The sequence below is a fragment of the Oryzomicrobium sp. genome, from assembly GCF_036820405.1.
Taxonomy (GTDB): Bacteria; Pseudomonadota; Gammaproteobacteria; order Burkholderiales; family Rhodocyclaceae; genus Oryzomicrobium.
Genome location: NZ_DAISLS010000004.1, coordinates 101,636 through 120,046, shown reverse-complemented (window position 1 = coordinate 120,046; position 18,411 = coordinate 101,636). Strand labels below are relative to the sequence as shown.

General features: G+C 69.9%; 14 protein-coding genes. 5 read left to right on the top strand and 9 right to left on the bottom strand.

The genetic code is table 11. The annotated features are described in order from the left end of the window. Positions 1-97: 97 nt before the first annotated feature. From V7Z98_RS04785 to rsmB, 6 genes are all read right to left on the bottom strand, one after another. Entirely contained in the window at positions 98-1,717 is a 1,620-nt protein-coding gene (locus V7Z98_RS04785; protein ID WP_334157175.1) for a TrkH family potassium uptake protein, read from the bottom strand. A gap of 44 nt (positions 1,718-1,761) precedes the next feature. Further along, positions 1,762-3,192: a Trk system potassium transporter TrkA gene (trkA, locus tag V7Z98_RS04780; RefSeq protein WP_293260960.1), complete on the bottom strand. Its 1,431-nt coding sequence runs from the start codon at positions 3,190-3,192 to the stop codon at positions 1,762-1,764. Positions 3,193-3,363: 171 nt separating this feature from the next. After that, complete coding sequence (locus V7Z98_RS04775; RefSeq protein ID WP_334157174.1) at positions 3,364-4,626, bottom strand: sigma-54-dependent transcriptional regulator; 1,263 nt, start codon at positions 4,624-4,626, stop codon at positions 3,364-3,366. Positions 4,627-4,656: 30 nt separating this feature from the next. After that, positions 4,657-6,828, bottom strand: coding sequence for a sensor histidine kinase (locus tag V7Z98_RS04770; protein ID WP_334157173.1), 2,172 nt, complete (start codon positions 6,826-6,828; stop codon positions 4,657-4,659). Next, positions 6,825-7,466: a DUF4390 domain-containing protein gene (locus tag V7Z98_RS04765; RefSeq protein WP_334157172.1), complete on the bottom strand. Its 642-nt coding sequence runs from the start codon at positions 7,464-7,466 to the stop codon at positions 6,825-6,827. The genes V7Z98_RS04770 and V7Z98_RS04765 overlap by 4 nt, the downstream gene beginning before the upstream one ends. Further along, positions 7,429-8,835: a 16S rRNA (cytosine(967)-C(5))-methyltransferase RsmB gene (rsmB, locus tag V7Z98_RS04760; protein WP_334157171.1), complete on the bottom strand. Its 1,407-nt coding sequence runs from the start codon at positions 8,833-8,835 to the stop codon at positions 7,429-7,431. Before rsmB ends, V7Z98_RS04765 begins: the two co-directional genes overlap by 38 nt. 82 nt (positions 8,836-8,917) lie before the next feature. Between rsmB and V7Z98_RS04755 the strand changes: the two genes are divergently transcribed. Continuing rightward, the gene (locus tag V7Z98_RS04755) at positions 8,918-9,871 is read left to right on the top strand and encodes a S1/P1 nuclease (protein WP_334157170.1); all 954 of its coding nucleotides are present in this window, start codon (positions 8,918-8,920) and stop codon (positions 9,869-9,871) included. 105 nt (positions 9,872-9,976) lie between these two features. On the opposite strand, the gene htpX is transcribed toward V7Z98_RS04755, so the two are convergent. The 3 genes from htpX to def all read right to left on the bottom strand — a co-directional run bounded on the left by htpX (position 9,977) and on the right by def (position 12,495). Continuing rightward, a complete protein-coding gene (gene htpX, locus V7Z98_RS04750) occupies positions 9,977-10,825 on the bottom strand; it encodes a zinc metalloprotease HtpX (RefSeq protein WP_293260979.1) in 849 nt (282 codons plus the stop codon). A gap of 83 nt (positions 10,826-10,908) precedes the next feature. Further along, positions 10,909-11,850, bottom strand: a complete 942-nt coding sequence (gene fmt, locus V7Z98_RS04745) for a methionyl-tRNA formyltransferase (RefSeq protein WP_293260982.1) — start codon at positions 11,848-11,850, stop codon at positions 10,909-10,911. Between the two features lie 141 nt (positions 11,851-11,991). Beyond that, entirely contained in the window at positions 11,992-12,495 is a 504-nt protein-coding gene (gene def, locus V7Z98_RS04740) for a peptide deformylase (protein ID WP_293260985.1), read from the bottom strand. Between the two features lie 239 nt (positions 12,496-12,734). Between def and V7Z98_RS04735 the strand changes: the two genes are divergently transcribed. From V7Z98_RS04735 to V7Z98_RS04720, 4 genes are all read left to right on the top strand, one after another. Beyond that, a complete protein-coding gene (locus tag V7Z98_RS04735) occupies positions 12,735-13,787 on the top strand; it encodes a LysM peptidoglycan-binding domain-containing protein (protein WP_293260988.1) in 1,053 nt (350 codons plus the stop codon). Positions 13,788-13,800: 13 nt separating this feature from the next. Beyond that, positions 13,801-14,916 (top strand): DNA-processing protein DprA, encoded by a 1,116-nt coding sequence (dprA, locus tag V7Z98_RS04730; protein WP_293260991.1) that lies wholly within the window; start codon positions 13,801-13,803, stop codon positions 14,914-14,916. A gap of 88 nt (positions 14,917-15,004) precedes the next feature. Beyond that, positions 15,005-15,466 (top strand): DUF494 family protein, encoded by a 462-nt coding sequence (locus V7Z98_RS04725; protein WP_334157169.1) that lies wholly within the window; start codon positions 15,005-15,007, stop codon positions 15,464-15,466. Between the two features lie 251 nt (positions 15,467-15,717). Beyond that, positions 15,718-18,282 (top strand): DNA topoisomerase III, encoded by a 2,565-nt coding sequence (locus tag V7Z98_RS04720; protein WP_293260997.1) that lies wholly within the window; start codon positions 15,718-15,720, stop codon positions 18,280-18,282. Positions 18,283-18,411 lie beyond the last annotated feature (129 nt).

Below are 18,411 nucleotides of genomic sequence, written 5' to 3'. Positions count from 1 at the left end.
TTTCCAGGCATGTGGCGTGAAGATCGGCCACTGGCGCGGACCTTCCCGTAGGGCTGCCGGAAACCCGCACCAATGCTCGATTTCACCTGCCGGGCAGTCAGCGCCGCCAGAACGCCGGGGAGAGCACCACCAGCAGGGTGAAGATTTCCAGCCGGCCGAGCAGCATGGTGAACGAGCAGATCCACAGTTGCAGGTCGGTCAGCCCGCCGAAGTTGCCCGCCGGGCCGATCTCGTTCAGCCCCGGGCCGGTGTTGTTGATCATCGCCACCACGGCCGAAAAGGCGGTGAGGGGCTCCAGGCCGACCCCCACCAGCAGCATGGTGAGCAGGGCGGTGCTGGCCATGTACATGAAGGCGAAGGCCAGCACGGCGAACAGGATGGGGGAGGGCACCGAGGTGCCGGCCAGGCGCACCGGCACCACGGCGCTGGGGTAGAGGGCGCGCAGGATCTCGCGCTTGACCTGCTTGTAGAGGATCACCGCCCGGATCATCTTGAGGCCCCCGCCGGTGGAGCCGGCGCAGGTGGCGAAGCTGGACAGGAACAGCATCCACAGGGTGGCGAAATGGGGCCACTGGCCGTAGTCCACGGTGGCGAAGCCGGTGGTAGTGGCGATCGACACCACGTTGAAGGCGGCGTGGCGGAAGGCCGTCCAGGCGTCCGGATAGACGCCCCGGGCGAGCAGGAAGAGGGTGATGCCGACCACGCTGCCCAGCATCAGGCCGAGGAACCAACCGGCTTCCGGGTCGTGGCGGTAGGCGCTCAGGGACAGGCGGCGCAGGGCCAGGTAGTGGGTGGCGAAGTTGAGGCCGGCCACCAGCATGAAGACCACCGCCACCGCCTCGATGGCCGGGCTGTTCCAGTAGCCATAGCTAGCGTCGTGGCTGGAATAGCCGCCCAGGCCCAGGGTGGAGAAGCCGTGCATCACCGCGTCCAGCCAGGTCATGCCGGCCCAGCGGTAGGCGCCCACGCACAGGGCGGTGAGCAGCACGTAGACGCCCCACAGGCCCTTGGCCGTCTCGGCGATGCGCGGCGTCAGGTTGCGCTCCTTCATCGGCCCCGGAGTCTCAGCCTTGAACATCTGCCGGCCGCCGATGCCGAGCAGGGGCAGGATCGCCACCGCCAGCACGATCAGGCCCATGCCGCCGACCCAGGCCAGCTGGCAGCGCCACAGGTTGATCGACGGCGGCAGGCCGTCCAGCCCGGAGAGCACCGTGGCGCAGGTGGTGGTGAGGCCCGAGGCTGCCTCGAAATAGGCGCCGGTGAAGCTCATGCCCAGTTGCAGCATCAGGGGCAGGGCGGCGAACACCGGCAGCACCGCCCAGGTCAGTACCACCAGCAGAAAGCCGTCGCGCACCGTCAGCTCGCCGCCGGCCCGACGGGTGGCGAGAAACAACAGGGCGGCGGCGCCCAGCCCCATCCCCAGGCTGGCGCCCAGGGCGCCCAGGGCCCCATCGTCCAGCCCCCAGGACAGGCCCAGGGGCAGCAGCAGGGTGAGGGTGAAGAAGAACAGGATCAGGGAAAACACCCGCAGCACCGGCAGGTAGGGGAACCAGCCCCGGGACTGGCGCGGCCGGGACAGCTCACCGGCGAACAGCAGGCGCAGGCGACGGCGCACCCGGCGCCGCACCGGCTGGCTGGGGGCATCGGCATCGGCGTCGGCGTCGGCGACGGAGGCGGCCGGGCGACGGGGGCGGCCGGCGAGGGTGGCGTCGGTCATGGCGAAGGCGGGGGGCGAGGTTGAGCGGGGAGCGGGGAGCGGGATCAGAGGAAGCCGAAGGCCACCTGGAACAGGCGCACCACCTTGGGCACCAGCTCCTTGCGGGTGCAGAACAGAATGACGTGGTCGCCGGCCTGCACCACCGTGTCGTGGTGGGCCATGATCACCTGGCCGAAGCGGGTTTCCACCTCGTCCTCGGTTTCCACCAGCACCTCGGGGATTTCCATGTTGCGCACCAGGGCGGCCACCGAGACGCCCTCGGGCAGGTCCAGGTCGGCGATGCGCCGGCCCACCACCTTGGAGGTGCGGGCGTCGCCGTGCACCACCAGTTCCAGAGCCTCGGCGGCGCCCCGGCGCAGGCGGTGCACCTGGACCACGTCGCCCTGGCGCACGTGGGCGAGAAAGGCGCCGGCGGACACCTCGGCCGGGGACAGGGCGATGTCGATGGGGCCGCCCTGGACCATGTCGGCATAGACACGGCGGTTGATCAGGGCCAGCACCCGGCGGCTGCCCAGGCGCTTGGCCAGGCTGGCGGCCAGGATGTTGTCCTCGTCGTCGTTGGTCAGGGCCAGGAACAGGTCGGCCTCGGCGATGTTGGCCTGCTCCAACACGTCCTCGTCGCTGGCGCCGCCGCACAACACCAGGGCGTCGTCGAGCCGGTCGGCCACCTCCTCGGCGCGCTGGCGGCTGGCTTCCACCACCGTCACCCGGCAGCGGCCCTGGAGGGCGGCGGCAACCCGGGCGCCGATGTTGCCGGCCCCGGCCACCACCACCTGGCGCACCGGCTGCTCTTCGCGGCGCAGCTCGCGCAGCACCGCCGGCAGGTGTTCGGTGGGGGCGATGAAGAACACCTCGTCTCCCACCTCGATGCGGGTGTCGCCGTCGGGCATCAGGGGCCGGTCACGCCGGTACAGGGCGGCGATGCGGGCGTCGATGTCCGGGGGCAGGTGGCGGCGCATCTCGCGGATCGGGTGGCCCACCAGCAGCCCGCCCTCGTAGGCGCGCACGCCGACCAGGGTCAGCCGTCCCGCGCCGAACTCCAGCACCTGCAAGGCCCGGGGGAATTCCACTAGGCGGACGATGGTGTCGGTGACCTCCTGCTCAGGGCACAGGGCCTCGGTGACGGCGAAGTGCTCCGGGGCGAACAGGCCGGGATCGGCGAAGAAGTCGGCGCTGCGCAGGCGGGCCACCCGGCGCGGCACGTTGAAGCGGCTGTGGGCAAGCTTGCAGGCCACCAGGTTGGCCGGGTCACTGCGGGTCGCCGCCACCAGCAGGTCGGCGTCCCCGGTGCCGGCGGCGTCGAGCACCGCCGGGGTGGCGGCGTCGCCGACCACGGTGCGCAGGTCGTAGCGGTCCTGGAGCAGGACCAGCCGCTCCCGGTCGGTGTCCACCACCGTGATGTCGTTGGCTTCGGACGCCAGGTGCTCGACCAGGCTGGCGCCGACCTGTCCGGCGCCGAGGATGACGATCTTCACGGGGCTCTCCCTCCCAACCCACCCGGTATGCGGGCGTGACGGCCATTGGCGGCCGCTGCGGCAGCCTGTCGGTTTGTTCTTCGCCATGCCGCGAGCCCGGGGCTCGATGCGGCGTGGGTTGCATGGCGCATGTGTGCTGCGGGCGGCGCTGCCGCCCGGCCGCTGGTTCGTTTATTCCTTGCTGCGCCCCACGGGCAGGCCCAGTTGCTTGAGCTTGCGGTAGAGGTGGGTGCGCTCCAGGCCGGTCTGCTCGGCCACCCGGGTCATGTTGCCGCCAGCCACCGCCAGGTGGTGGGCGAAGTAGGCTTTTTCGAAAGCTTCCCGGGCCTCGCGCAGGGGCTCGCCGAAGAGGGCGGCCAGGGCCTGCCCCGGGCCGTCGTTGCCGCTGCTTTCGGCGGTGAGCAGGCGTCCCACCTCCTCGGCGCTGATCTCGTCGTCGAGGGCGGTGAGGGCCAGGTTCTTGACCGTGGCGGAAAGGGCCGACCAGCCGCCGTCGTCGCCGGGCCAGCGCTGCTGGCGCAGCAGGTTGAGGGCGCCGCTGGACAGGCGCTTGTGCGGCACCTCGCCGCGCTCGGCGAGCAAGGTGAGGAGCAGGGTGGCGATCTCGGGCACTTCGTCGCCCCGGTCGGCGAGGGGTGGCAGGGCCAGGCGCACCTCGGCCAAGCGGCTGACCAGGGCCGGGTCCCAGCCGGCCTCGGGCAGGGTGGTGGCGGACTTGCTGCTGGCGGCCACCAGCATCAGCTTGTGGCGCTCCAGCCGGTCCAGGGCGAAGGCCAGGTTCATCTGCTGCAAACGTCCCAGGCTGGGTAGCTCGGGGACGAACAGCAGGCCGCCGGCCACTTCCTGGAGGCGCTCCTGGGTGAGGGGGCCGGATTCGACGGACAGGTCGAGCCAAGGCGCCTGGGGCGCCTGCAAGGTGCGGGCGCAGACTTCGGCCATGCCGCCGGCGGGACAGCGCAGCAGCACCGCCCGGGTGCGGGCGGCGGCCTGCTCCAGGCGCTTGCGGAACTCCTTGAGCAGGGGCACGTGGGCGAAGGCTTCCAGGGTCATCACCGGCTTGGCCGCCGGGGTCTCGTGCTTGAGCACGCGCTTGACCGTAGCCAGCAGCTTTTGCAGGGCGATGGGTTTTTCCAGGAAGTCGGCGGCGCCGAAACGGGTGGCCTCGACAGCGGTATCGATGGTGCCGTGGCCGGACATCATGATCACCGGCATGGTCAGCTGCCCTGCCGCCGCCCATTCCTTGAGCAGGCTGATGCCGTCGGTGTCGGGCATCCAGATGTCGAGCAGCACCAGGTCGGGGCGGCGCTCGGCGCGTGCCCGCCGGGCGGCGGCGGCGTTTTCCGCCAGCAGCACGGCGTGCCCCTCGTCGGCGAGGATTTCGGAGAGGAGCTCGCGGATGCCGACTTCGTCGTCGACTACGAGGATCTGGGCCATGGGAGTACTCGGTTCGTCCAGTTCAGGGGGTCAGGCGGCGGCCGCCAGGGGGATGCGCACCCGGATCAGGGCGCCCCGGGGCGCCCGGTTGGCCAGGGTCACGTCGCCACCGTGCTCGTCGGCGATCTTGCGCACGATGGCCAGGCCCAGGCCGGTACCCTTGGCCTTGGTGGTGGTGTAGGGCTCGAAAGCCCGGGCCAGGACCTCGGCGGGGAAGCCGCAGCCGTTGTCGGCCACCACCAGTTCGGCGTAGCGGCCGGCGATAGTGGTGCTCAGTTCGATGCGCGGCGCCGGAGGCGGTTCGGCGGGAGAATCGCCCCCCGCTCCGCTATCCGGCGCCGCCGGGTCGCCCAGGCCCTCCACCGCATCCTGGGCGTTGCGCAACAGGTTGTGGATCACCTGGCGCAGTTGGGTGGCATCCCCCAGCACCGGCGGCAGGTCCGGGGCCAGCTCGGCCACCACCGGGGCCTGGGAGGCCTCGTAGAGGCCCAGCACCTCGCCCACCAGGGCATTCAGGTCGAGGGGTTTCAGTTCCGGCGGCGGCAAGCGGGCGTAGTCGCGGAAATCGTCCACCATGTGCTTCATCGCCTGAACCTGGTTGATGATGGTAGTGGTGGAACGTTGCAGCAGTTCGGCGTCGCCGTTGCCCAGCTTGTCGGCAAGCTTGAGTTGCAGGCGCTCGGCGGACAGCTGGATGGGGGTGAGGGGATTCTTGATCTCGTGGGCCAGACGCCGCGCCACTTCGCCCCAGGCGGCGGCGCGCTGGGCGGCGATGAGCTGGCTGACGTCGTCGAACACCACCACGTAGCCACCGCCGGACGCGGCCGGCAGGGATGAGCCGCGCACCAGCAGGATGCGGTGGGCGCCGTCGGCGCCGACCATGTTCACTTCCCGCTGCCAGTCCTCGTCCGGATGGGCGGCGAAGGATTCCCGGATGGCCTGGACGTATTCCCCCAGGCGCGGCCAATCTTCCGCCGCTACGCCGATCAGCCCGACCAGGTCGTCGCCGAGGATGTGGCCGGCGCCCTGGTTGGCGGCGTGCAGGACGAAGCGGCGGTCGAAGGCCAGCACCCCGGCGGACAGGTTGCCGAGGATTTCTTCCAGATAGGCCCGGGCCGATTCCAGTTCCGCCCGGTGCCGCTCGGTGTCGCGCCGGGCGTCGTCGAGCTGGCGGGTCATGCGCGAGAAGGATTGGGTCAGCACCCCCAGCTCGTCGCGGCTGTAGATGGCCTGGCGCGGCGTGAAGTCGCCGGCGGCCACCGCCTGGGTGCCTTCGGCCAGGATCGAGAGAGGCGCCGATAGGCGCCGGGCCAGGACGAAGGCCAGGGCGATGGCGCCGAGCAGGGCGAGCAGCAGGGTCAGGGTCAGGGACAGGGCATACAGCCGGGTCAGGCCGGAGCGGGCCAGGGCCAGCTCCTGGTAGTCCCGGTACACCGCCTGGACCGCGTCGGCGTTGGCCGCCAGGGCGTTGGGCACCGGCTGGGTGAACTGCACGTAGCGCGGCTCCTCGCCCAGGTGGAAGGTGTTGATCGGCAGCACGATGCGCAGGGTCAGGTCCTGGCCGCTTTCCCCTTCCACCTCGGCCGTGCCCCGGTTAAGGCGGGCCTGCTTGAGCTGGGAAGGGGAGGGCAGGCTGGGCAGCAGGTTGGCCAGGCCGGCTGAGGACGAGGCCAGCAGCTGGCCCTGGGGGGTGACGAGCAGGGCGGTGTCTGCATCCACCTGCTCGCGCAGCCGATTGAGCATCACCCGGCGCTGGGCATCGGGGCGGTCCGCCAGTTCCTGGACGGCGGCGCGGCCCCGAGCGGAGAACTCGGCGAGGCGCGTATCGAGGGCGGAACGGCCCAGGTTGAGGCCGGCCTCCAGGGCTTTTTCCACCCGCACATCGAACCAGCTCTCGATGCTCTTGGTGACGAAGCGCACCGACACCCCATAGACCAGGGCCCCGGGCACCACCGCCATCAGGCCGAAGAACAGCACCAGACGCAGCTTGAGCTTGGAGCCGAACACCTGGGCCCGGTGCTCCCGGGCCAGTTGGGCGATTTGCCACACCACCAGTCCGACCAGGCTCAGGGCCACCACCAGGTTGCCCACCAACAGCCAGGGGTACTGGCGAGTGAACAAGGGGGTGTTGCCCGAGGCCAGGGTGAGCAGCAGCAGCAGGAAGCCCCCCAAGGCGGCGGCGGCGGCGATCAACAGCTTCATCGCGTCTCGCTCGGCAGGGCCGGGGGGACGAAGGACCAGCGCACCCAGTCGGAGGTGAGGGTCCAGTCCCGGTTGGCCAGGGCGCTGATCTGGAACGGCTTGGGCAGCTGGGAGGTATCCAGGCGCAGGCGCAGGGCGGCCTCGTAGGTCTCGCCCGGGCGCAGCTGGTGGCGGTCCAGCACCGGCCACTGGCGCAGGCGGGAAAGCAGGCGCAGGGCGTCGTCCAGGGTGGCGAAGCTCTGGTGCAGGGCGCCCACGGACAAGCGGTACTGGCGGGTCAGGGCGTGGTAGGAGAGGCGGAAGGTCTGGCTGCGGCTGGCCACGGTTTCGTCGAGCCACCACCAGCGCCGCCGGGTCACCTCGAAGTCGATGACGAAGGGCAGCACCACGCCCCGGGTCGCGGCTTCTTCAAGACGGGCGGGCAGCTCGAAGGCGAAGTCGGCGGACAGGACGTAGCCGTCGTCCCCGGCGCTCAGGGCCGGCTGGCGGATTTCAATTTCCGCCGCCGCTGCCGGCAGGACGGCGAGGCAGCACCAGGCGAGCAGGGCCAGCAGCGGCCCGGCGAAGCGGCGCCGCCAGCCGGCATCCCCGCGGCGGGGGTCACAGCGGTTTGTGCAGGAGGGCGTAATAGAAGCCATCGTGGTCGGGGCCGGGCAGCCAGGTTTCCTCGTGGAGCAGCACCGCCTGGCCCTGGATGGCAGGATCGGCAAGGAACGCGGCGATTTGTCCGGTGTTTTCCTCGGGGAAGACGGAGCAGGTGGCGTAGAGCATTTTTCCGCCCCGGGCCAGGGTCGGCCATAGGGCGCGCAGGATTTCGCCCTGGGTGCGGGCGAACGAGGCGAGGTCCTCGGGGCGGCGCAGCCATTTGCTGTCGGGGTGGCGGCGGGCCACGCCGGAGGCGGAGCAAGGCACGTCGGCCAGGATGCGGTCGAAGGGCTTGCCGTCCCACCAGCGCGCCGTGTCGCGGCAATCCGCCGCCTTCACCGCTGCCGCCAGGCCCAGGCGCTCCAGGTTCTGCTCGATGCGTTGGCAGCGCTCCGGGGAAACGTCCAGGGCGAGCAGGCGCACGTCGGCCAGTTCCAGGATATGGGCAGCCTTGCCCCCCGGGGCCGCGCAGGCGTCCAGGATGCGCTGGCCGGCGGCCAGTTCCAGCAGGTGGGCGGCGCGTTGGGCGCCCGGGTCCTGCACCGACACCAGGCCTTCGGCAAAGCCCGGAATGTCCTGGACCGGCCGGGGTCGCGCCAGGGCCAGGCCCTCGGCGCCGACGGGCGTGCTCGGGCAATCCGCCGCCGCCAGCCGCTCCGCCATCTCCGCCACCGCGGCGCGGCGGCGGTTGACCCGCAGGGCCATGGGCGGCGCCAGATTGGCGGCGACGAGCAGCTCCTGCCAGCGGTCCGGATACGCCAGACGCAGCTTGTCGCGCCACCAGGCCGGGTGCCAGGTCTGGGCATCCTCGTTGCCGGCCAGGGCCTGAGCGAGCCGTTCGCGGCGGCGCAGGGCATTGCGCAGCACCCCGTTCACCAGGGCGCGGAAACGTCCGCCAGCCAGGTGGCCGGCTGCTTCCACCGCCTGGTCCACCGTCGTGTGGTTGTCCTCGGGCTCCGCCGCCAGACGGTACAGGGCGAGCAGCAGCAGAGCATGGATATCTTCGCTGGGTAGCGGGCGTTCGAGCAGCTCACCCAGGATGGCGTCGCCGATGCCGTAACGGCGCAGGGTCCAGTAGATCATGTCCTGGGCCTGGGCCCGCACCGTGCCGGTGACGTCCCGCCCCCGGGGCACGGGCACGCCGCGCCCGAGCAGTTCGGCCAGGCTGCGCCCGGCGAGCACGCCGGCCACCACGGGCACGGCCAGCAGAAAAGCGGTGGCCAGGGCGTCGGCCGGCGGCCAGGGAGGTAGCCGCAGCGGCGCGGAATCGGTTCTGGGGCGACCGGGAGCCTGCGGGCGCGACGGAGCGGAACGGGACGGCGAACCGGCATAGGCCGGGGAACGGGTGGGACGTTTGAGCATGGGGGCAGTTTAGCATGCCCCTATGCCCGTCCCGCCCAGGCCGGCGGCCTGATTGGGCGGGTTTGCGGGGATAATCCGGGCCATGCCGCGCTCCTTTCCCCGCCCTCGAATCCGCCCCTCCCTCCGGGCGCTGACCTGTGCCGTTCTCTTTCTGCTGTCGCCTCCGGCGGCCCTGGCCTGGAACGGCGCCGGGCACCGTCTGGTGGCCGCCATCGCCTGGCAGCACCTGGACCCCGCCGCCCGCGGCGAAGCGGTCCGTCTGCTGCGCCATCACCCGGACTGGCCGCGCTGGAGTGCTGGCAACACCGGCCTGGACGATTCCGGGCTCAGCGCCTTCATCGCCGCCTCCACCTGGGCCGACGAGTTGCGCCGCACGGCACCGCGCCACGAGCATTCGCCCGCCAAGGCCGATGGCAGCGCCGTTCTCGATCCGGCGGATGGCAGCGCCCATGGCGACTGGCACTATCTGAACCGCCCCCTCGACGCCCGCGGCCGGCTGCATTCCGGCACCCTGGGTGGCAACCTCGACCAGGCTCTGGAACAGCTGCCACGCGTTCTCGCCGATCCGACGCAATCCGACCTTCGCCGCGCCCATGCCCTGGCCTGGCTGATCCATCTGGTGGGCGACGCCCACCAGCCCCTGCACACCGTCACCCGGCTCAACCCCGATGGCGACGATGCCGGGGGCAACGGCCTGACCATCCACGACCCGAGCCATCCCCGCCTGACCCAGCAATCCCTGCACGCCTGGTGGGACGACCGCCCCGGTCCACCCTGGCTGCGCGGCGATAAACTGCTCGTCCGGGCTGCTCGGTTGGACGAGGCCACCCCGGCCACCCCTCAGCGCACGCCCATCGAGTGGCTACGCGAGGCCCAGCAACTTGCCCGCACCGTCGCTTACCGGGACTTGGGTTCCGAGCCCATCACCTTGGACGACGCCTATCGCAGCGCCGCCCAACGCACCGCCGACCGCCAGATCGTGGCCGCCGGACGTCGCCTAGCCACCTGGCTCGATGCCTTGCTCCTGATCCGCTGACAATGTTTCACGTGGAACATTGAGGCAGGGTTTTGTCCCCCGATGTTTCACGTGAAACAAAAACCCCGGCACAAGGCCGGGGCGAATAGGGAAGAAGAGGAGGCTTCACCGCCCCGCCAACTGCCGCAACCGTGCAATGCGTTCCTCGGTAGCCGGATGGGTGCGGAACAGACCGGCCAGCCCTTCACCGGAAAGGGGATTCATGATCATCATCTGGGCGGTTTCCGGATGGGCTTCAGCGGTCGCCATGGGAATGCCTCGGGCGTAGGCGTCGATCTTGGCCAGGGCATCGGCCAGGGCCAGGGGGTCGCCGCTGATCTCGGCGCCGCCGCGGTCGGCTTCGAATTCCCGGGCGCGGGAAATAGCCATCTGGATCAGGGACGCCGCCAAGGGCGCCAGCAGGGCCACCGCGATGCCGGCGATAGGATTGGCCGGACGGCCTTCACTGTCGCGCCCGCCGAAGAACACGGCGAAGTTGGCCAGGGCGGAGATGGCGCCAGCCATGGTGGCGGAGATGGTCGAGATGAGAATGTCCCGATGGCGCACGTGGGCCAGTTCGTGAGCCATCACGCCGCGCAGCTCGCGGGCCGAGAGCATTTGCAGGATGCCGGTGGTGGCGGCTACGGCGGCATTCTCAGGGTTGCGCCCGGTGGCGAAGGCGTTGGGCTGGGCCTCGTTGATGATGTACACCCGGGGCATGGGCAGGCCGGCACGGCCCGCCAGTTCCTTGACCATGTTGTAGAGGTAGGGGCTGGTGGTCTCGTCCACCTCCTGGGCGTCGTACATCTTCAGGACCATCTTGTCCGAGAACCAGTACGAGAACAGGTTCATGGCGCCGCCGAAGAGCAGCGCCAGGACCATCCCCTGCTTGCCGCCGATGAGACCGCCGATCACCCCGAACAGGGCGATGATGGCCGCCATCAGGACGGACGTTTTCAACCAGTTTCCAAACATGTGCAATCTCCTTGATTTGGGCGACCGTAGGGTCGGCGGATCATCCGGGGATCATTCAATAAATGGGGCCTTCGCCCGGGCTTTCAAGCCTGGGGCAGGGCGAAGCGGTCGCCGGCGGCAATACGGAAGCCGGCCAGGAACTGTTCCGCCGGTAGGCGCTTGCCACCGGGTTTTTGCAGTTCGGTGAGCAGCAGCCCGCCCTCGCCGCAGGCCACCAGAATGCCGTCCTTGCCGGCGGACAGAACCGTGCCCGGTATTGCAGCCTCGGCCATCTCCACATCCCGGGCGCCCCAGACCTTGAGGGGGGCGCCGGCTAGTTCGGCGGTGGACCCGGGGAAGGGATCGAAGGCGCGCACCTGGCGCTGCAAGTCAGCCGCCGGCCGGGCGAAGTCCAGGGGCGCTTCGCTCTTGGCCAACTTGGCGGCGTACGTCACCCCGGCCTCGGGCTGGGGTTCGGCGGGCAGGGGGCCGGCCGTCAGGCGGCCAAGAGTTTCCACCGCCAGCCGGGCGCCCAGGGCAGCCAGCTTGTCGTGCAGGCGACTGGCGTTGTCGTCGCCGGCAATCGGCAGGGCCGCCCGGGCCAGCACCGGGCCGGTGTCCAGTCCAGCCTCCATCTGCATGATGCACACCCCGGTCTCGTCGTCGCCGGCCAGAATCGCCCTATGGATCGGAGCCGCGCCGCGCCAGCGGGGCAGTAGCGAAGCATGGATGTTGATGCAGCCCAGCCGGGGCAGGTCGAGGACCGCCTGGGGCAGGATCAGGCCGTAGGCCGCCACCACCATCACGTCGGCACCGGCCGCGGCGACCCGCGCCTGGGCATCGGCATCCTTGAGGGTGAGGGGCTGGAACACCGGTAGGCCGTGAGCCTCGGCCAGCTTCTTGACCGGCGAGGGCTGCAGGGCCAGGCCCCGGCCGGCGGGGCGATCGGGCTGGGTCAGTACCAGGGGGACGTCGAACCCGGCGGCAAGGATCGCCTCCAGGGCGACGGCGGCGAATTCCGGCGTACCGGCAAAGGCAACACGCATGGTTTCTCCTGCGGAGGTGACGGCCTCCACCTGTGGATAGTTTTGTGAATAAGGCGGGGAAAAGCTGTGACAAAAAGTATCCGCCCGCCTTGCGCGGGCGGTCTGCGGCGCCCCGCTAGCGCGGGGCGCCCGGCCTTTGCGTCAGGCGGTGATGCGGGCCTGCTTGGCCAGCTTGGAGCGGATGCGCTCCTGCTTGAGGCGGGAGAGATGGTCCACGAAGACCTTGCCGTTGAGATGGTCGATCTCGTGCTGCACGCACACTGCCAGCAGGCCGTCGGTATCGAGGCTGCATTCCTGGCCGTCCAGATCCAGGTAGCGCACGGTCACGGTGGCGGCACGCTCCACCTTGTCGTAGATGCCGGGCACCGACAGGCAGCCTTCCTCGTAAACCTGGTGGCCGTCGGCGACGACGATCGTCGGATTGATCAAGGTAAGCAATTCATCCCGGGTTTCGGAGATATCGATGACGATGAGCCGTTTATGCACATTCACCTGGGTCGCCGCCAGGCCGATGCCCGGGGCCTCGTACATGGTTTCGGCCATGTCGGCAGCCAGCCGGCGAATGTCGTCGTCAATATTCTCGACGGGAGCGGCGATTTTCGTCAGTCGGGGATCGGGGTAGCGCAAAATGGGTAGAAGGGCCATGGCAAGCTTGCTCCGGGCAGGGAATGGGGGCAGAATCGGCACAGACTCGGCGCCCGGCACCAGGGGGAAAAATAACGGTTGCGGCTGGGAACGGGGCGGTTTGCGCGGTCGTCCGCGCGGTTGATCCGGTTTGCACCATGATCGGCCGAAAACCGCCGCCTCCGGTTCGGGACGTCCGCCCCGCGTTTGCAGGGCCCCACGCCTTTCGGCCAAATCCGCCGTTCTCAAGGAACCGCTCGATGAAACGAATTATAGCCGCCCTGACGCTGGGGATGATCGCGGCCACCGCTTCGGCCCAGGCCACCGCTCCCCTGACCCTGGCCGACGGCGCCCCCGACCGGCACGTGGTGGTCAAGGGCGACACCCTGTGGGGCATCTCCGGCAAGTTCCTGCAGCAGCCCTGGCGCTGGCCGGAAATCTGGCGGCTCAACAAGGATGAGGTGAAGAACCCGCACCGCATCTACCCGGGCGACATCATCGTGCTGGGCAAGGGCGCCGACGGCCGGCCCCAGCTGATCCTGGCCCGGCGCATCGGCGAGGGCGGCAGCACGGCGCCCAAGACCCTCAAGCCCACCACCTACATCACCAACACCAAGGACGCCATCCCGAGCATTCCGCCCCGGGAGATCGAGCCCTTCTTATCCAAGCCGATGGTGGTGACTGCCGACAGCCTGACCGAGGCGCCGCGCATCATCGCCCCCCAGGAAGGGCGGGTCATGCTCGGCGGAGGCGACAGCGCCATCGTCAGCGGCATCCCCGAAGGCAAGCACCAGTGGCTGATCTACCGCCCTGGCAAGAAGCTGATCGATCCGGACACCAAGGAGCTGCTCGGCTACGAAGCCATCTACCTGGGCACCGCCCGGGTGCGCAAGGAAGGTGAGCCGGCAGTGGTCGACATCGTCACCGCCAACCAGGAAGTGGGCCGCGGCGACCGGCTGACCCCCTACGTCGAGCCGGACATCATCACCTACGCCCCTCGGGGCCCCGAGGCCAACGTCTCGGCCAAGGTCGTGGCGATCTATGGGGGCCTGGCCCAGGCCGGGCGCTACTCCATGATCGTGCTCAACAAGGGCAGCCAGGACGGCCTCGCAGTGGGCCACGTGCTCGCCCTCTACCGCAGCACCCAACTGGTCCAGCAACGCAACGAGGCCGGACGCAAGGAGACGGTGGAAATCCCCGAGAACCGCAACGGGCTGGCCTTCGTCTTCCGCGTCATGGACCGGGTGGCCTACGCCCTGGTGCTCGACGCCACTCTGCCCGTCGAGGCCAACGACACCCTGCGCAACCCCTGACCCGGAGCGTGCCATGGCCGACGCCACCCTGGCGGCATGGCTGCGGCTGACCCTGGCCCCCGGGGTCGGTCCCAAGACCCAGCGTGACCTGCTGGGGGCCTTCGGCGGGCCGGAGGCGGTTTTCGCCGCCGGATTCGCCGTGGTCGCCCGGGTGGCCGGCGACCCGGTGGCGCGGCAGCTGTTCGACAGCGACAACGCCGCCGCCGTGGACGCCGCCTTGGCCTGGAACGAGCAGCCGGGCAACGCCTTGGTCACCCTGGCCGACCCGGACTACCCCCGGGCCCTGCTCGACACCCCCGATCCACCGAGCCTGCTCTATGTAAAAGGCGACGCCGGCCTGCTCAACACCCCGTCCCTGGCCATCGTCGGCGGACGCAATGCCACGCCCCAGGGGCTGCGCGACGCCGAAGCCTTCGCCGCCCACCTGGCGGGGCAGGGCATCACCGTCGTCAGCGGGCTGGCCCTGGGCATCGACGGCGCCGCCCATCGGGGCGCCCTGGCGGCGGAAGGCCCCACCGTGGCGGTGGTCGGCACCGGCGCCGACCGCATCTACCCGGCCCAGCACCGGGAACTGGCCCGGCTGGTGGCCGCCCGGGGCGCGGTGATCAGCGAATTCCCCCTGGGCATGCCGCCCCTGGCCCACAACTTCCCGCGCCGCAACCGCCTCATCGCCGGGCTGTCGGCCGGCTGCCTGGTGGTCGAGGCGGCTCTGGAAAGCGGCTCCCTGATCACCGCCCGGCTGGCCGGAGAACTGGGCCGGGAAGTGTTCGCCGTGCCCGGCTCGATCCACTCGCCCCTGGCCAAGGGCTGCCACCGCCTGATCAAGGACGGGGCCAAGCTGGTGGACGACGCCGCCGACATCCTGGAAGAACTGCGCTGGCCGGCCCACGCTGCCGCAACGCCCAGCGCCACAGCCCTCCAGGCTTCCCCTTCCGCCCCGCCGGCAGACGACAACCCACTCCTGGCCGTTCTGGGCCACGGCCCCGCCACCCTGGACGAGCTCGTGGAACGGCTGGCCGGCGGGGGCGCAAACTTGACGGGCGAGGGGGTTCTTGCGATGCTGGGGACGCTGGAACTGGACGGACGCATCGCGCGCCTGCCCGGCGGGCGCTACCAGCGCCTGGCCTGACCCCACCCGGGGCCAGCACCACCAGCGCGCAATCCCCCCGCAGCTTCCAGCAGCGCCTCGTATCACCGCACCACGTCACGACCCAGCCATGTTCGATATCCTCGTCTATCTCTTCCAGCACTACATGGAGTTCAGCGCCCGCCCGGAACCCGGGACCCTGGCCAAGAAGCTCTCGGCGGTGGGGTTCGAACAGGGCGAAATCGATGAAGCCCTGGCTTGGCTGAACGGGCTCAACGAGCAGGACGACCACGCCGTCGCCGATCCGGCCGGCACCACCCCGCACCGGGTGTTCACCACCGAGGAGCAGCAACGCCTGGGCACCGAATGCCTGGGCTTCCTGCTGTTCCTGGAAAACTCCCGCATCGTCTCCCCGTTCCAGCGCGAGATTATCCTGGAGCGCGCCACCGCCTTGGCTGGCGGTGAGGAGGGCATGTCCCTGCCCGAGTTCAAGGTGATCGTGCTGATGGTGCTGTGGAGCCAGTCCGTGGAGCTCGACACCCTGCTGATCGAGGCCCTGCTGACCGACCCCGAGGACGAGGTCCTGCACTGACCTGACCGTGCCGGGCGGGCTCGCCGCCCCCCGCGCGCGCCGCATCCCTCGCGGTTCCCGCGCCCCCGCAGCGGGTCCGGGATTCCCTCCGCCATCCCCTGCCGTTTCCCCCGCCTGAGGCCCCTTGCCGCCGGTTCCGGTTGCCAGCCCCCAGGCGGCCGCATATCATCGGCCGCAATTTCGCCGTTTACGGCTCACCGAACCCCCGTGGCCCGGCCATCGCCGCCGGGCCCGCACCCGAAGGTCCCCCCATGGGCAAAAAGCTGATCATTGCCGAGAAACCCTCCGTCGCCAACGACATTGCCCGGGCGCTGGGCGGGTTCACCAAGCACGACGACTACTTCGAATCCGAGGACGCCGTCATCTCGTCGGCCATCGGCCACCTGCTCGAACTGACCCTGCCCGAAGGCGTCGAGGTCAAGCGCGGCAAATGGTCCTTCGCCCACCTGCCGGTGATCCCGCCCCACTTCGAGCTGAAGCCGATCGAAAAGACCGAATCGCGCCTCAAGCTCCTCACCAAGCTGATCAAGCGCAAGGACGTGGACAGCCTGGTGAACGCCTGCGACGCGGGGCGCGAAGGGGAGCTGATCTTCAACTACATCGCCCGCCACGCCAAGACCGACAAGCCGGTGCAGCGGCTGTGGCTGCAATCCATGACGCCCCAGGCGATCCGCGACGGCTTCGCCAAGCTGCGCAGCGGCGAGGAGATGAACGGCCTGCGCGACGCCGCCGTGTGCCGCTCCGAATCCGACTGGCTGGTGGGCATCAACGGCACCCGGGCGATGACCGCCTTCAACTCCAAGACCGGCGGCTTCCACCTCACCACCGTCGGCCGGGTGCAGACCCCGACCCTGGCCATCGTGGTCGAGCGTGAAAAGGCCATCCGCGCTTTCAAGCCCCGGGACTACTGGGAAGTGGACGCCGACTTCGCCGCCCAGGCCGGCAGCTACGCCGGCAAGTGGTTCGACGAGACCTTCAAGAGCAAGGACCAGGACGACGAGCACGCCCGGGCCGACCGCATCTGGAACGCCGCCCAGGCCGAGGCCATCCGCGCCGCCTGCCAGGGCCAGAACGGCCAGGTGAGCGAGGAGTCCAAGCCCGAGACCCGCCTCTCGCCGCTGCTCTTCGACCTGACCAGCCTGCAACGCGAGGCCAACAGCCGCTTCGGCTTCTCGGCCAAGGCCACCCTGGGCCTGGCCCAGGCCCTCTACGAAAAGCACAAGGTCCTGACCTACCCCCGGACCGACTCCCGCTACCTGCCGGAGGACTACCTGGCCACGGTCAAGGCCACCCTGGCCATGCTCACCGGCGACGACCTGGGCAAGGGCCACGACGAAGCCCTGATCCACCGCTTCAGCCCCCACGCGCGCAAGATCCTGCACGCCGACTGGGTCAAGCCGAACAAGCGCATCTTCAACAACGCCAAAGTCTCCGACCACTTCGCCATCATCCCCACCCAGGCCGCGCCCAAGCACCTCTCCGAGCCGGAGCAGAAGCTTTACGACCTGGTGGTGAAGCGCTTCCTGGCGGTGTTCTTCCCCGCCGCCGAATACCTGGTCACCACCCGCATCACCCGGATCAATGGCGGTGGCGCCACCCACGCCTTCAAGACCGAGGGCAAGATCCTCACCCAGCCCGGCTGGCTGGCCATCTACGGCAAGGAAGCCGCCGGCGAGGACGACGCCACCCTGGTGCCGGTGACTGCCGGCGAGACCGTGGCCACCGAGGAGGTGCGCATCAAGGCCACCCAGACCCGCCCGCCGGCGCGCTATTCCGAAGCCACCCTGCTGTCGGCCATGGAAGGCGCCGGCAAGATGGTGGACGACGAAGAACTGCGCGCCGCCATGGCCGGCCGCGGCCTGGGCACCCCGGCCACCCGCGCCCAGATCATCGAGAACCTGATCGCCGAAAACTACCTGCTGCGCGAAGACCGGGTGCTGCTGCCCACCGCCAAGGCCTTCTCCCTGTTCACCCTGCTCAACGGCCTGGGCGTGGCCGAACTGACCGCGCCGGAACTAACCGGCGAATGGGAATGGAAGCTGGCGCGCATGGAGCGGGGCGACCTCTCCCGGGCCGCGTTCATGGACGAAATCACCGAGATGACCCGGCGCATCGTCGAACGGGCCAAGTCCTACGAGGCGGACACCATCCCCGGCGATTTCGGCGAGCTGGCCACCCCCTGCCCGCGCTGCGGCGGCAAGGTGAAGGAGACCTACAAGAAGTTCCAGTGCACCGCCTGCGACTTCGCCCTGTGGAAGATCGTCGCCGGCCGCCAGTTCGAACCGGCCGAGATCGAGACCCTGCTGGAAAAGCGCGAGGTCGGCCCCCTGATCGGCTTCCGCAACAAGATGGGCCGGCCCTTCGCCGCCGCCGTCAAGCTCAACGACAAGCTGGAGCCGGAGTTCGACTTCGGCAACGGCCCGGCGGGAGAAGAGGGTGGCGACGCCCCGGTGGACTTCTCCGGCCAGGAACCCCTGGGCACCTGCCCCAAGTGCAAGAGCCGGGTGTTCGAGCACGGCAACGCCTACGTCTGCGAAAAGAGCGTCGGGCCGGAACGCACCTGCGACTTCCGCTCCGGCAAGATCATCCTGCAACAGCCGGTGGACCGGGAGCAGATGAACAAGCTGCTGGCCACGGGCAAGACCGACCTGCTCAAGGACTTCGTCTCGGCCCGCACCCGGCGCAAGTTCTCGGCCTTCCTCAAGGTCGGCACCGACGGCAAGGTGGGCTTCGAGTTCGAGGCCAAGGCGCCCAAGGCCCCGAAAGCCGCCGCCAAGGCCCCGGCGAAGAAGGCACCCGCCAAGGCCGAAGGCTGACGCGGCTCTCCAGCCACCCCCGCTGAAACCCCGCGCCAGTCGCGGAGTTTCAGCCACGCGCCCCGCTCAGTGAAGCGGGGCGCGGCGTTTCAAGGGGTCGGTTTCAGGAGGGCCATCCGCCAGACAGGC

Bases quoted from the DNA above. Each gene is read 5' to 3' on its own strand.
- V7Z98_RS04785 (WP_334157175.1), bottom strand. From the start codon at position 1,717: ATGACCGACGCCACCCTCGCCGGCCGCCCCCGTCGCCCGGCCGCCTCC.
- V7Z98_RS04775 (WP_334157174.1), bottom strand. From the start codon at position 4,626: ATGGCCCAGATCCTCGTAGTCGACGACGAAGTCGGCATCCGCGAGCTC.
- V7Z98_RS04770 (WP_334157173.1), bottom strand. From the start codon at position 6,828: ATGAAGCTGTTGATCGCCGCCGCCGCCGCCTTGGGGGGCTTCCTGCTG.
- V7Z98_RS04765 (WP_334157172.1), bottom strand. From the start codon at position 7,466: ATGGCTTCTATTACGCCCTCCTGCACAAACCGCTGTGACCCCCGCCGC.
- rsmB (WP_334157171.1), bottom strand. From the start codon at position 8,835: ATGCTCAAACGTCCCACCCGTTCCCCGGCCTATGCCGGTTCGCCGTCC.
- V7Z98_RS04755 (WP_334157170.1), top strand. From the start codon at position 8,918: ATGCCGCGCTCCTTTCCCCGCCCTCGAATCCGCCCCTCCCTCCGGGCG.
- htpX (WP_293260979.1), bottom strand. From the start codon at position 10,825: ATGTTTGGAAACTGGTTGAAAACGTCCGTCCTGATGGCGGCCATCATC.
- fmt (WP_293260982.1), bottom strand. From the start codon at position 11,850: ATGCGTGTTGCCTTTGCCGGTACGCCGGAATTCGCCGCCGTCGCCCTG.
- def (WP_293260985.1), bottom strand. From the start codon at position 12,495: ATGGCCCTTCTACCCATTTTGCGCTACCCCGATCCCCGACTGACGAAA.
- V7Z98_RS04735 (WP_293260988.1), top strand. From the start codon at position 12,735: ATGAAACGAATTATAGCCGCCCTGACGCTGGGGATGATCGCGGCCACC.
- dprA (WP_293260991.1), top strand. From the start codon at position 13,801: ATGGCCGACGCCACCCTGGCGGCATGGCTGCGGCTGACCCTGGCCCCC.
- V7Z98_RS04725 (WP_334157169.1), top strand. From the start codon at position 15,005: ATGTTCGATATCCTCGTCTATCTCTTCCAGCACTACATGGAGTTCAGC.
- V7Z98_RS04720 (WP_293260997.1), top strand. From the start codon at position 15,718: ATGGGCAAAAAGCTGATCATTGCCGAGAAACCCTCCGTCGCCAACGAC.